Genomic DNA, 12,935 nt, shown 5'->3' on the forward strand with positions numbered 1-12,935 from the left:
AAATGGAGTCAGGCGGGGACGGTGTTGACCGGCTGCGCCACTATGGGCTCGACGCCTGCCCTGGCGGCGACGCGTTTCACGTCGGGTAGCTTGTAGCTGCCGTCGAGCAGCGGCTTTGTCGGCACATAGGCGCGCACCAACAGCGCGAATTGCTCGCGCGGCGCCGGCAGCCAGTTCGCCTTGGCCTCCGCGTCCGCCGGCTCTTCGCTCGAAATGGTGAGCGTCAGCGAGCCGTCGGCCGCGAACCGGAGTTCGTTGGCATTGAGGTTCACAGTGCCGATATTGGTGCGGCCGTTGGGACTGTCGGGCAGCATGAAATAGTCGCGATCGTACATGGTGAGCGACCAGAAGCCGCCGCGTGGCCCGTCCACCGGCGGCAGCGCCCCCTTGGGGAAAGTCATCGCATAGGTATAGCGCCCCTGCAGCAGCGCGCCGTCGGCATCGGCGCCGCGGATCAGGTAGACCGCCTCCTCGAACTGATTGACAAAGATATAGATGGCCGCCGCCTGTGCGCGGCCAAGCCAGTCGACGTCCCAGTGGCCTGCATTTTCCTGTTTTTGCCAGCCATTGCCCGCATCGGTTCCCACCTGTTCGTAGCGCGCGCTTTCGAACAGTTCGGTATCGGCGGCGAGCACCGTGCGATCGAGCAGCGCACCCCAGCGCGGATCGCTCTTGCGCAGCGCGATGAGCACGCGCGCCTGCTTTGCCATCGCCGCGTCATCGGGACCTACCACGGGATTGAGATCCAGCGCCTTTTCAAGGTCATCCCAGAAGGTCGTGCCATGCACAGGCCGGTTGCGCAGGATATCGGGATCGGCGGCCAGCATCTCGGCGGTGAGGCCCGGGGGATAGACTTTGTTGCGCGCGCTTGCCTCGCAGTCGAAGGGCAAGCGGCCAAGCTTGTCCTTGCTCAAGGGCACGACGCCCATCTGGCTCAGCACCCTGCGCGCCTCGGCCTTTCCTTCAGGCGTGTGCGAGGCGAAGCTCCGCGCCATAATCACCGCGACATTGGTCGGCGAACGCAGCACCTCGAGGAATCCCTCGGGCTTCTCGCCCTTCCAGTCCGGCGCCACCATCAGGATCTTGCCGCCCGGCGTCCCCGCGGTCGAGCCGAGCTGGCGGATCACCGTGGTGAAGGCATCGACGATCTGGATCGTCCAGTAATGGCCGGCCGGCACGTCGTCGGGCGTCTGTATGACCACCGGCTCCTCGCCGAGATCGGCGAAGCAGGCGCCGTAAATCGTGTCGTTATTGGGGGTCACCACCTTGCGCTGCGCGGGCGGCAGATAGTCGTCGACATAGCCCATGTGATTCTTCGGCGACCCGGGGAAGAGGCCCATCGCCATGCCGGGGCCGTGGCCCTTCATCAGTTCCCAGGTGCTGGTGCGCCCGACGGCGTTCACAAGCGGATGGCCCCAGACGTAGACGACCCGCGCCAGCGCCTCCACATAGCGCTCATTGGCAAGTTGCGCGGGGGCGCCCGCACCATTGGCAAGGTCCGGATGGGCGGGCGTGAACAGGCGCGGCGCGTAGGGGAGTGTGTTGGCCATTTTGGCGACTCCATGTGCCTTGAAGGATGCCGGCAGTGCGGACGGATCGGGAGTCTGATGACTCTATACGGGTTCAGACAGCCATCAATCGGGGTTTCCCCGAGGAAATGCAGGGATATTCCTTAGCAATCGGCGGAAATACCAAATGCTGTAAGTGATCGGCAGAATTCATGATTCATGATCCCGTATCGCATGCTTCCGGGGTTGCTGAAAAATTACGCATGTGACGGGGCCTGCGCCCGCGCTATGGGCGGCGGGTGCGGGTGCTCATATGATGAGGGGGGCGGGACGGGCCCGCGGGGCCGGTTTATAGCGATCCCGCGGCACAAGGATCGTGGCGTATGTGATGACCCATCTGCGCTATCTGCTCGCGGGCCCGATCAGGCTCGACACGCGCGACGAACGCCTCTGGCGCGATGGCAAGCCGGTCCGGCTGGGCGGCAAGGCGTTTGGCCTGCTGCGCGTGCTGATGGAAACGCCGGCGACGCTCGTCACCAAGGACGAGCTGTTCGATCGCGTCTGGCCCGGGGTCACGGTTTCGGAATCGGTCCTCGCCACCGCGGTCAAGGAGGTCCGCCAGGCAATCGGCGACGATGCGCGTCCGCCGCGCGTGATCGAGACGGTCTATGGCCGCGGCTATCGCTTCCTGCCCGCTGTCGAGCAAAGCGACGAAGCGCCCGAGCCGCTCCCCATAGCACCGAAACCGCAGCGCAGCGTGCCAGCGCAGGAAGAGACGATCGCAACGCCCGCTCCCGCGCGCAATGCCAGGCAGGGGGTGTGGCGCTGGATCGCGCTGGGCGCGCTGCTGCTGATCGGGGCGGCGGCGCTGCTCGTGCTGCGGCCCTGGGGCGTCCTGCGTCCGTCCGATGAAATCGTCGTTGGCGCCGCGGCCAAGTCGATTGCGGTGCTGCCCTTTGACGACCTGTCGCCAAAGCGCGATCAGGGCTGGTTCGCCGAAGGGCTGACCGAAGAGATCCTCAACAGCCTTGCGCGCATCCCCGATCTGCGCGTTGCATCGCGAACGACATCGGCGGGGCTCAAGCGATCGGGCGCGACCGTGCAGGAGGCGGCGGACGCGCTGGGAGTCGCCCACATTCTGGAGGGATCGGTGCGGCGCAGCGGCGGCCGCGTGCGCGTGACCGCGCAGTTGATCCGCGCGTCGGACGGTTATCACCTCTGGTCACAGAATTTCGATCGCGCCGAGCGCGATGTGATCTCGATCCAGGAGGATACCGCCTTCGCGATCGCTTCGGCACTCAAGACGGTCATGGACCCCGCCAAGCTGCGCGCGATGGTCGAGGCGGGAACGCGCTCGGTCGATGCCTATCAGGAATATCTGAGGGGGCTCGCCTATGACCAGCGCCACCTTGACCTCGGCGAAATCGAAACCGCGCGCCGGGCGAATGCGGCTTACGAGCGCGCGCGGACGCTCGATCCCAATTTCGCTGCGGCGCACTGGAAGGCCGCGCAGAACTGGTTCGGGCGCGCGACGCGCGTGGATTCACAGGCTGGCGTGCTGGAGGGGACCGATGCCGAGCGGCTGGCGGGTTATATGACGCGCGTCGACGCCGCGATCGCCAATAGCAAGGATCCGGCGGACACGCTGAAATATCGCGCGGCGCGGGCGTCGATGCAGCTTCGCTTCCGCGAGGCGCTGCGGCTGCTGACAGCCTATCTGGAACAGCGCCCGCGCGACATCGACGGCTGGCAGGAGTTGACTGATGTATCGGCCTATGCCGGCGACCGTGCGGCGACCGGGAGGGCGGCGGAGCGCATCCACGCGCTGTCGATCGAGAACGGCAATCCGCTGTCGCGCGCGATCACGGCATCGGTGATGGCGCTCCAGTTCGACAAGGCGGCGGAGCGCGCCCGGGAGCAACTGAAGCTGCGTCCCGACAATGCGCTGATCCAATATCAGGCGCACCGCGCCTTTCTATGGGCGGGCAGCATCGATGAGGCGCGGCGCATTCTCCCCCGGGTTGTGGCGGGCAAGCTGCCCGAGGACAACCGGCTGATGGCCGAGATGCGGCAGGCCTGCGCCGAAGGGCGGCGCGGCGATGCCGAAGCGCTGAGGCGGCGGATCGACGCGCTGACCGATCCGAGCATCAATCCGCGCTGGCTGGCGGCGATGCTGATCGGCGATCATGCGCGCGCCGACGCGCTGCTGCGGCCGCTCGACACGCCCGAGCGGCTATCGACGCTGATGCAGTTCATGATCTATCCGATGTTCGACGCGCGACGTTTCCCGCAGCTCAGCGCCAGGCTCGTCGCGGACGGGGTGACGCCGATCCGTCCCGTGCCTGAACCTTTTGCGTGCGATTAGAGAACGTAAAATCTGATCCATGCTGGTGCTCCGGGCTTGACCCGGAGCCTATGTCGGAAGCGGCAAGGCGGCTGGACACATGGGCTCCTGCTTTCGCAGGAGCACTGAATCCGATTTAACATATCGCCGTCCAAGCGCCGTCGGCCGCCCGGTCCAGGCGGCGGTGCATGATGTGCAGGCCGACCAGGCCGTGGACGGGATGGTCGAACGCCTCGGGTACGGTGGCGATGATCGCGAAGCCGAGTTTTTGCCAGAGCGCCACGGCAGGGGTGTTGGTGGCGACGACGGCATTGAACTGCATCGCGCGAAAGCCTTGCGCGGCCGCCCAGCCGATCGCGGCTTCGCCGAGCATCCGGCCGATGCCCGCGCCCCTGCGCGCGGGATCGACCATGAAGCTTGCACTCGCGACGTGGCTGCCAGGTCCCATCTGGTTGGGTCCGACCTTCGCGCTGCCCAGGATCGTGCCGTCGCTATTCTCGGCGACGAGCACATGGCCGGGTGCGGGGATCATCCACAAGGCGCGCGCCGCTGGCTCAGTCAGATCGCGGGGATAGGTGTAGGTCTCGCCGGCGGCCGTGATCGCGCGGAAGAATGGCCAGATATGCGGCCAGTCCGCCGCGCCTGCTTCGCGAACGATCATTTCGCCTTGCGGTGCTCGCCCTTGACCCAGCGGACCGTGCCCGAGCTTGCGCGCATCACGACGCTTTCGGTGGTCATCAGGCCGCCGGGAAGGCGCTTGACGCCCTCGAGCAGCGAGCCGTCGGTGACGCCCGTTGCAGCGAAGATGCAGTCGCCCCTGGCGAGGTCGTTGAGGTCGTAGACGCGGTCGAGATCCTCGATCCCCCATTTGCGCGCGCGTCCGCGTTCATCGTCGTTGCGGAAGAGCAGCCGGCCCTTGAACTGGCCGCCCACGCAGCGCAGCGCCGCGGCCGCGAGCACGCCCTCGGGCGCGCCGCCCGATCCCATATACATGTCGATCGTCGTGTCGGGGTTGGTGGTCGCGATCACGCCCGCGACGTCGCCGTCGGGAATGAGCATGATGCCGCAACCGATCGCGCGCAGATCGGCGATCAGCTTTTCGTGGCGGGGACGGTCGAGCACGCAGACGATGATGTCGCCCGGATTGACGCCCTTGGCCTTTGCCACCGCCTCGACATTCTCCTTCACCGACTTGTCGAGGTCGATGATGCCTTCGGGATAGCCGGGGCCAACCGCGAGCTTGTCCATATAGACGTCGGGTGCGTTCAGCAGACAGCCTTCCTCGGCGATCGCGAGGACGGCGAGAGCGTTGGGGCCCGCCTTGGCGGTGATCGTGGTGCCTTCAAGCGGGTCGAGCGCGATGTCGATCCGGGGGCCTGTGCCCTGCGCGGTGCCGACCTTCTCGCCGATATAGAGCATGGGAGCCTCGTCGCGCTCGCCCTCTCCGATGACGACGGTGCCGTCCATGTAGAGTTCGTTGAGCGCAGCGCGCATCGCTTCGACCGCGGCGGCGTCGGCAGCCTTCTCGTCGCCGCGTCCGATCAGCTTCGACGCGGCGATCGCGGCGGCTTCGGTGACGCGCACCATTTCAAGCACCAGCACGCGATCGAGAATGTGGCTTGCTTCCACCATCGGTTCATCTTCCCTGAATTTGTCCTGATGCGCGCGATAGGCGAGGGGTGTTGCAATGTCGAGAAGGGCAGGCGCTGGTTTGAACGCATTGCTGGTTTTTTCGGGCGAGTCGTCGCTCGTTACACCGAACCTCCCAAAACCGTTCGGGCTGAGCCTGTCGAAGCCTAGTCCTCCCTTTGCATCGGCGAAGAAGAGAAACGGGGCTTCGACAGGCTCAGCCCGAACGGTCCTGCGGATTTGCGGGTGAGATCAGAAATCGAGGATATGCATCAGCATCGGCGCGCCGATCAGGCTCGTCGAACCCGAGAGGCGCTGGAGCGCGTCGGCGACGTTGCGTTCGGGGCATTCGTGCGTGACGAGCGCGATCACCGCGTCGCCATCCTCGGTCACGCCGCGCTGGATGAAGCTCTCGATCGAAACCGCCGCATCGCGCATCGCGGTCGCGATCTCGGCGAGCACGCCGGTCCGGTCTTCGACGACGAGACGGATATAGCACCGCCCCGTGCGCTCGCCCGCATCGGCGCGACCCGGCTGGGCGAGCGAGGCGACGGGCATTGCGAAGGCGGGGCCATATTCGTTGCGCGCGACGTCGATCAGATCGGCGACGACGGCGGAGGCGGTCGGTCCATCGCCGGCGCCCGCGCCCTGGAAGAACAGGCGGCCGACGAAATTGCCCTCGGCGACGACGGCGTTCAATGAGCCCGCGACATGCGCGAGTGGATGGCTGATCGGCACGAGGCAGGGATGGACGCGCTGGAAGAGCCCGCCGCCATTGGCCTCGGCGACGCCGACGAGCCGGACGCGAAAGCCGAGTTGCGCGGCTTCGAAGATGTCGGCGGCAATGACATGGCGGATGCCGGTGGCGGCGACGCCCGCGAAGTCGAGCTCGCTGCCGAAGGCGAGGCTGGCGAGGATCGAGAGCTTGTGCGCGGCGTCGACGCCGTCGATGTCGAAGCTCGGATCGGACTCGGCATAGCCAAGCGCCTGCGCCTCTGCGAGCACTTCGGCGAAGTCGCGGCCGTCCTTTTCCATCGTCGTCAGGATGTAGTTGCAGGTGCCGTTGAGGATCCCGTAGACGCGCATGATCTCGTTGGCGGCCGCGCCCTCGCGCAGCCCCTTGATGACGGGGATGCCGCCCGCCACCGCGGCCTCGAACTTTAAGGGAATGTCCTTTTCGTCCGCCAGCCGCGCGAGATCGACGCCGTGATGCGCGATCATCGCCTTGTTGGCGGTGACGAAGGCCTTGCCCGATTTGAGTGTGTTGCGCGCGAGCGTGAGCGCGGGGCCATCCGAACCGCCGATCAGTTCGACGACGACGTCAGCGCCGCTGAGTTCGCCCAGCGCGGTCATGTCGTCGACCCATTGGAAGCGCGAAATGTCGACGCCGCGGTCCTTGCCGCGGTCGCGCGCGGAGACCGCGACGATCTCGATCGGACGGCCTGCGCGACGCTCGATCAGCGCGCGGTTGGCGTCGATCAGGCGAATGACGCCGCCGCCCACGGTGCCAAGTCCTGCCAGCGCTACCTTGAGCGGCTCCGCCATTTCGATCCCTTCATCGCTTCACAATCGCCGCCTCCTAAGCCGAGGAGGCGGCGATTGCCAAGGATTTTGGAATTCCCCTCGATGTCATTCCCGCGAAAGCGGGAATCCAGAGTCGTCCGCGCGAACGCCCGACATCGTCTGGATCCCCGCCTTCGCGGGGATGACACAGAAAGGGTGGCAGTGATCGAGCGGGAAAGTCAGTCTTTCAGCTCGGCAGGGACGATGCCGCCATTCTCGGAGAGTTCACGCATCACTTGCTTGTGGAGCCAGATGTTCATGGTCGCGCTGTCATTGGTGTCGCCGGTATAGCCGAGTTCGGCGGCGAGTTCCTTGCGGTTCTCAAGGCTCGAATCGAGGTCGAGCAGCTTCATCAGGTCGACGATCGAGCTGCGCCAGTTGAGCGCCTGGCCCGCGCCTGCCGCTTTCTCGGTAAGGACCGCAACGACATCGACCTCCGCGATGACGGGCGCGGCGGCGGGCGCTGCTGCAGGCGCGAAACCGGGATCGGACGGCGTGTTCATCTGGGGCATGGCCGAGGTGGAAGGCGTGGGGTCGGGCGCCTTCTTCTTTCCGAAGATTGCATCCTTGATCTTGCCGAAAATGCTCATCGGTCGTCTCCTCCGCTTAGGTCGGGTCCGTCGCGTATCGGGCCCGAACGTGAAAACTCATTGACTGCCCCTCCGGTTTCACCCCTTGTTACACCAGAGGCGCGGGCGAGTCCCTGCGCGTCGATCTGCGAAGACGCGCCACTCGCGCGCCGCACAAGGAGACAGCACCAAGGAGATCCCGACATGCCCGGCAAAGGTAACATTCCCGCGACTCGGTCGCGGCCGAAGGAGGAATTGCTTTTCGGCCTCTGGCACGAAGGGAATGACGCCGAGCGCGGGCTTGACGGTTATGACACCGGCCAGCGAGATCAGATCATCGAAGTGATGGGCGACGCGCCCGACGGGGAGGAGCTGTTTCACACGGCGCTGCTGCCCGATATCGCGGATGAGGACGAAGGGCCGGGTTGATCTGCAAGCGAGCGGAACGCATCACGCGTTGACGCTGATCATCAGCCAGTCGCAATCGTCGAGTGCGCAGAGCAGCCTGCGGATGGCGTCGTGCGCGGCATCGCTGCCTTCGGGACGCAGGTGCGGTCGCAATCTCAGCGCCGTCCGTGCCGGCATCCATCCGCCGATGTGCGCGTCGGTGGGCTCGCGGGATGGATGCCCGGTTCGCGCGAAGGCCGCGAGCCAGCGGACCAGCGGCGGGCCATGCGCGGTCATCCTGGCCAGTAGCGGCGGGATGCCAAGGCTTTCGCCGCGATGGTACATGTCGTGCCAAGTCGTCGCGGGCAGCGGCGTTATCGGGGTCAGGCGATCCAGAAGAAGCAAGGACAGTGCGAGGCCGGCGGCCATGTCGGTCGATCTCATCCAGTCCCTGGCGTAATCGCGTTCGGCGAGGCCCAGGACGGCGAGTTCGGCGGGTGTCGCAGCCTCCAGCCGTCCCAGTGCACGTCTTCTCACCTGTCCCGGACGTCCCATTGAAATCGCGCGCCAGTCATCGATGAGAGCACGCCACTCCGCCCGGGACATCGTGCAGCGATTGCAGTGAATCTCGAACGCCAAATGGCCAACTCCTAGGGTAGCAATCAGGCTAGAGCCTCGAGCGTAAGATCGGAACCGCTCATCCTGAGGAGGGGCTGAGCTTGGCGAAGACCCGTCTCGAAGGACCGGCTCTGTGCGTCCTTCGCGACGCCGTTTCGGCTTCGCTCAACGGCTCCTCAGGATGAGCGATAATGATGCACATTCTACGCACGCCGCTCTAGTGGCAGCCAACGGCCGTTCCGTCGTGGATCTGCGCCGACCCTCCGACAACCTTGGCGTGGAACACCGCCGCCGCCATGTTACTCGACTGGGTGTTGTTTGCGCCACCGATCGTTGCGCGCGCGATCGACCAATGGCCCGGCGGATTATCGTCGAATACGACGTTCCACGGGCCGGGATTGGCGTCGCCGGGGGGCGGATGGGGGATGGTGAGCGAAGCAATGGCGCCCGGCCCGACGGGCGCGATGGCATCGACGTCGAACGAGATCCAGCAGGGGATATTGGGCAATGCCATCGCGTTGAAGAGCGAGAGCGTCGGCGGTTGTCCCGAAACCCCGAAGCTGTTGCGCGACCAATCGATCTGATTGTTCGTGCCAGGCAGGACGCGAAGCCCCCGATAGAGCGTGACGGTGACTTGCTGCGCGGCCCCCACAGGCGGCGGCGGTGCGACGGAAGGGCGTTCGACGCAGGCGGCGAGCGGGAGGAGCGACAGAAGCCAGATGTGCCGAAGTTTCATGAGTCTCACTCCCCGCCGCGCCTATCGGTAAGAAACCAGCGGTATCTGGTATTCCGCCTCGACCCGCGCGAAGTTGGGCGCGGCCTCGAGCGCGGCCGCTTCGACGTCAGGGCCCTTCAGGAAATTCCAGGTGTCTGTCATGCGCTGCTTTGCGGCGGCGCGCTCCTCCGGCGTCAGTGACTCGATGTTTTTGAGTTGCAACGTATAGATTGCGACAAAGTCGATCCATTTGATGCGCTCGATATCCACATTCGAGATGACGTAGGAGAAGGCGGTCGACTGCTCGATTTTTGATTTGAGAGAGACTGCAGTCACCGTTCGCGACCACGCCATGAGATCGACCCGATAAATCGCGAACTCGGTGGAATAGACGAAATATTCCGCCTTGGTCAGTTCCTCGCCCTCGGTGCTTCCGAGGAATATCTCGAGCGTTCGCGTCAGAATCGAGAATATGCCGTCGAGAATATTGTCGACCCCGCCCTCGATGAAACCGCCAAGCGCTGTTTTCAGCACGTCGCCTATGTCCTTCGCGCTGCTCGATGAATAGGCTCTTGAAAGGCCATCGGTTCGCAGCACCGACGAGATCGGGACCGTTTTGTTGGTGCCGGTTCCCGCGTCCAGGATCAGAAGATTGATTTGCTTGGTGAACAGTTCGCGCTTGGCATCGGCAAGACCAGCGAGTGCGTCCAGCGCTTCGCGTTCGGCCTGTGCAAGCTCATCCGACCCGTCGAAACTCTCCAATATCTTCGAAAAAGTGCTCATTGGCGTCCTCCTCGTGAATATTTACGCAATTCAGTTTCAATCGACGCAAGTTGAATGATGTTTTCGAGATCTATTGGAGATCTAATATATTGTATGTGTTCTAATTTAAGAGAATATTGTATCGAAATTCGAGTTTAATATTGGGAACTTTGACCATATCGGTGCAATGTCCGGTTGATCCCATTCGGGTGGCGCTTCGAGATCGAGGATCGGGACGGCCGGTGCGATCGAGCGGCGCGCGAATAATTTCTTTGCCTCGATGAGGAGATAGGCGCTCGCGCCTGGAGCCATGCTGCGCTAGGGGCGGCACATGGTGAGCCAATCCGCACAGGGCCGCGCCGGCATTGCCTATGGGCTGGGCGCCTATCTGATCTGGGGCTTTCTTCCCGCCTATTTCAAACTGCTTGCCAGCGTGTTGCCAAGCGAGGTGGTGGCGCAGCGGATCGTCTGGTCGGTCGCGTTCCTGGCCGGGCTGGTTGCGGTCAAAGGCAGCTTCCCGGCGCTGCGCGCGGCGCTTGTCAACCCGAAGGCTCTGCGCATTCTGGCCGTGACCGCGCTGCTGATCGCCGCAAACTGGCTGATCTATGTCTGGGCGATCGTGAACAATCACGTGCTCGAATCAAGCCTGGGCTATTTCCTCAACCCGCTGGTGAACGTGGCGATGGGCGTCGTGCTGCTGAAGGAGCGGCTGGGGCGTGCGCAGATGATCGCTGTGGCGCTGGCGGCGATCGGGGTCGCGGTGCTTGCGGTCGGCGCGGGGAGCGGGCTGTGGATCAGCCTCTCGCTCGCCTTCACCTTTGCAACCTATGGCCTGCTGAGGAAGATCGCGCCTGTCGAGTCACTCGAGGGGCTGTCGGTCGAGACGCTGATGCTTGCGCCCTTCGCGCTCGGCTATCTGTGGTGGCTGGGAAATTCGGGAGCCTTGTCCTTCGGCTCCGGCACCGACATCAGCCTGCTGATCGCGGCGAGCGGGATCGTGACCGCGGTGCCGCTGCTGCTCTTCGCCGCCGCGGCGCGGCGCATGCCCTATGCGACATTGGGGCTGCTGCAATATCTCGCGCCCACTATCCAGTTCCTGCTGGCGGTGTTCGTCTATGGCGAGCCGCTGACGACGTCGCACCTGATCTGTTTCGCGTTCATCTGGACGGGGCTCGCGATCTTCGCTGTGAGCGGGGTGAGCGAGCTGCGCAGGCGAAGGGTCGCGCTGGCCGACTGATCATCCGCTGATGGTGAAGGTGCCCGTCGTGTGCCCTGCCGCGCCCGCGCCGAAATCGAGCGTGAAGGGCTCGCCATCATCGGTCTTGCCCGACAGGCCATTGGCGCTGGCGGCGAGCGTGAAGTTTTCGGCGCTCATCTTTTCGGTGAACCAGGTCTTAAGCGTGGCGGCATCGGCCGGCGCATCGAAGACGATGGTGACCTTGTCCTGATCGCCTGCGGCCTCGCCGTCGCCGAGGATGTTGACCGCGGTGACCTTCGAGCCGGGATAGAGTTTCACCCCGCCGATATCCATATTGTCTGCGTCGAGCGCGATTTTTGGCAGGTTCACGTCCGCCTTGAAGCCGGGAAGGTTGATATTGACGCGGCCATCGGCGTCGGCGCTGGCCGAAGCGTTCTGCCCCTTGTCGGTCTTGCCCTGGATGCTGATCGCGGTGCCATTGCCAGCGTCGTCGGATTTGCCGCAGGCGGCGAGCAGCGCGAGCGCGGACAGGCCCGCAAGGGCGAAGGTCGGCGAGTTCATCGATCATCCTCCACTGTATTAATAGACTAATACGGTACTGCGTTGGCATAGTTGCGTCAAGCTGCGAGGCCGCGTTGCGCCGGACGCGCCAGCTTTGTCGTTGGTCGAAAAGCAGGTTGCGCCAATAGCGCAGATCATTTTGCCGATAGGCCTATCTCAGCGGGGGCCATGCATGCGACGGATTTCGGGTATTCTTGCGGTGATTGCGGTGCTGGGCGCCAGCCCTCAGGCCATCGCGCAGCCGACGGCCCAGCCCGACATCTCGGCGCTCAACGACGAGTTCGACGGTAAGGCGCTGTCCGACGGCTGGACGCAGTTCCATGACGCATTCGGTTGGCCGAACAAGATCAAGGCGCTCGACATAGGCGGCACCACGGCAGGCGCGCTTCATCTCGAACCGCATCATTCCGCCTGGGTGCGCGACCTCAACGCGCCTTTCCTGTTCAAGACGGTGGAAGGCGATTTCGATGTTCGCGCGCGCGTGCGGGTGCGCGGGCTGAAGGGGGAGGTTTCGGAGGACACATGGTCGCTGGGCGGTTTGATGGCGCGTGTGCCCAACCGGAGCAATGCCGGCAAATGGGAGCCCCGCGCGGAGAACTGGCATTTCATCACGACGGGGATTGGTCACGAAGCGGGCAAGACGATGACCGAGACCAAGGGCACGTATAACAGCAGTTCGTCGCTCAAGCTGAGGCCCTATGCCAATGGCTGGGTCGAGCTTCGGCTGGTGCGCGTCGGCATGGCGCTGTTCGCGCTTGCGCGGCGCGATGCGAACAGCCCCTGGGAGGTCCGCGACCGTTTCTATCGCATGGAGGCGCGGCCGGCGATGCAGGTAGGGCTGATCGCCTATACGCACAGCAAGGATTTGCCGCAGGAGCCCGACGACCCCGAGCGGATGAACCGGAACGTCAACACCGCGGCGCCCGTCGACATGGCGCTGGAAGTCGACTGGATCCGCTTCAGCCGGCCAAAGCTGCAGGCGCCGCGCGACTGGTATGCGCAGGTGAGCGGCGGCAACCCGCTGGCCAACCCAAATTTGCCCGAGGCGGAACTCCTCGCAGCACTCGGCGGCTGATCGCGC

The 12,935-nt window shown here is 64.6% G+C and carries 13 protein-coding genes; 4 read left to right on the forward strand and 9 right to left on the reverse strand.

All coding sequences use genetic code 11. The features are described 5' to 3' along the window. Nucleotides 1–8 precede the first annotated feature (8 nt). Nucleotides 9–1,550, reverse strand: a complete 1,542-nt coding sequence (locus D3876_RS08700; protein ID WP_119761440.1) for a DUF1254 domain-containing protein — start codon at nucleotides 1,548–1,550, stop codon at nucleotides 9–11. 346 nt (nucleotides 1,551–1,896) lie between these two features. Here D3876_RS08700 and D3876_RS08705 point away from each other — a divergent pair, with 346 nt between their 5' ends. Beyond that, entirely contained in the window at nucleotides 1,897–3,873 is a 1,977-nt protein-coding gene (locus tag D3876_RS08705) for a winged helix-turn-helix domain-containing protein (protein WP_119761442.1), read from the forward strand. 115 nt (nucleotides 3,874–3,988) lie between these two features. Here D3876_RS08705 and D3876_RS08710 read toward each other — a convergent pair whose 3' ends face one another. The 4 genes from D3876_RS08710 to D3876_RS08730 form a co-directional block, all read right to left on the reverse strand. Continuing rightward, on the reverse strand, nucleotides 3,989–4,513 hold the full coding sequence (locus D3876_RS08710; protein WP_119761444.1) for a GNAT family N-acetyltransferase: 525 nt from the start codon (nucleotides 4,511–4,513) through the stop codon (nucleotides 3,989–3,991). Beyond that, complete coding sequence (gene glpX / locus D3876_RS08715) at nucleotides 4,510–5,484, reverse strand: class II fructose-bisphosphatase (RefSeq protein ID WP_119761445.1); 975 nt, start codon at nucleotides 5,482–5,484, stop codon at nucleotides 4,510–4,512. Before glpX ends, D3876_RS08710 begins: the two co-directional genes overlap by 4 nt. Before the next feature lie 249 nt (nucleotides 5,485–5,733). Continuing rightward, on the reverse strand, nucleotides 5,734–7,026 hold the full coding sequence (locus D3876_RS08720) for a homoserine dehydrogenase (RefSeq protein ID WP_119761447.1): 1,293 nt from the start codon (nucleotides 7,024–7,026) through the stop codon (nucleotides 5,734–5,736). A gap of 197 nt (nucleotides 7,027–7,223) precedes the next feature. Then, on the reverse strand, nucleotides 7,224–7,634 hold the full coding sequence (locus D3876_RS08730) for a DUF3597 domain-containing protein (RefSeq protein WP_119761450.1): 411 nt from the start codon (nucleotides 7,632–7,634) through the stop codon (nucleotides 7,224–7,226). Between the two features lie 183 nt (nucleotides 7,635–7,817). Between D3876_RS08730 and D3876_RS08735 the strand changes: the two genes are divergently transcribed. Next, nucleotides 7,818–8,042 (forward strand): hypothetical protein, encoded by a 225-nt coding sequence (locus D3876_RS08735; RefSeq protein WP_119761452.1) that lies wholly within the window; start codon nucleotides 7,818–7,820, stop codon nucleotides 8,040–8,042. 21 nt (nucleotides 8,043–8,063) lie between these two features. Here the strand turns inward: D3876_RS08735 and D3876_RS08740 are convergent, their stop codons facing one another. The 3 genes from D3876_RS08740 to D3876_RS08750 all read right to left on the reverse strand — a co-directional run bounded on the left by D3876_RS08740 (nucleotide 8,064) and on the right by D3876_RS08750 (nucleotide 10,116). Further along, a complete protein-coding gene (locus D3876_RS08740; RefSeq protein ID WP_147417622.1) occupies nucleotides 8,064–8,639 on the reverse strand; it encodes a hypothetical protein in 576 nt (191 codons plus the stop codon). Nucleotides 8,640–8,835: 196 nt separating this feature from the next. Then, the gene (locus tag D3876_RS08745; RefSeq protein WP_119761456.1) at nucleotides 8,836–9,354 is read right to left on the reverse strand and encodes a hypothetical protein; all 519 of its coding nucleotides are present in this window, start codon (nucleotides 9,352–9,354) and stop codon (nucleotides 8,836–8,838) included. 21 nt (nucleotides 9,355–9,375) lie between these two features. Beyond that, complete coding sequence (locus tag D3876_RS08750) at nucleotides 9,376–10,116, reverse strand: hypothetical protein (protein WP_119761458.1); 741 nt, start codon at nucleotides 10,114–10,116, stop codon at nucleotides 9,376–9,378. 310 nt (nucleotides 10,117–10,426) lie between these two features. Here D3876_RS08750 and rarD point away from each other — a divergent pair, with 310 nt between their 5' ends. Further along, a complete protein-coding gene (gene rarD / locus D3876_RS08755) occupies nucleotides 10,427–11,332 on the forward strand; it encodes an EamA family transporter RarD (RefSeq protein ID WP_119761459.1) in 906 nt (301 codons plus the stop codon). Here rarD and D3876_RS08760 read toward each other — a convergent pair whose 3' ends face one another. Beyond that, nucleotides 11,333–11,854: a hypothetical protein gene (locus D3876_RS08760; protein WP_119761461.1), complete on the reverse strand. Its 522-nt coding sequence runs from the start codon at nucleotides 11,852–11,854 to the stop codon at nucleotides 11,333–11,335. It abuts the gene before it with no gap. 172 nt (nucleotides 11,855–12,026) lie between these two features. On the opposite strand from D3876_RS08760, the gene D3876_RS08765 reads away from it, so the two are divergent. Continuing rightward, complete coding sequence (locus D3876_RS08765; RefSeq protein WP_119761463.1) at nucleotides 12,027–12,929, forward strand: DUF1349 domain-containing protein; 903 nt, start codon at nucleotides 12,027–12,029, stop codon at nucleotides 12,927–12,929. Nucleotides 12,930–12,935 lie beyond the last annotated feature (6 nt).

The organism is Sphingomonas cavernae (assembly GCF_003590775.1).
GTDB lineage: Bacteria > Pseudomonadota > Alphaproteobacteria > Sphingomonadales > Sphingomonadaceae > Sphingobium_A > Sphingobium_A cavernae.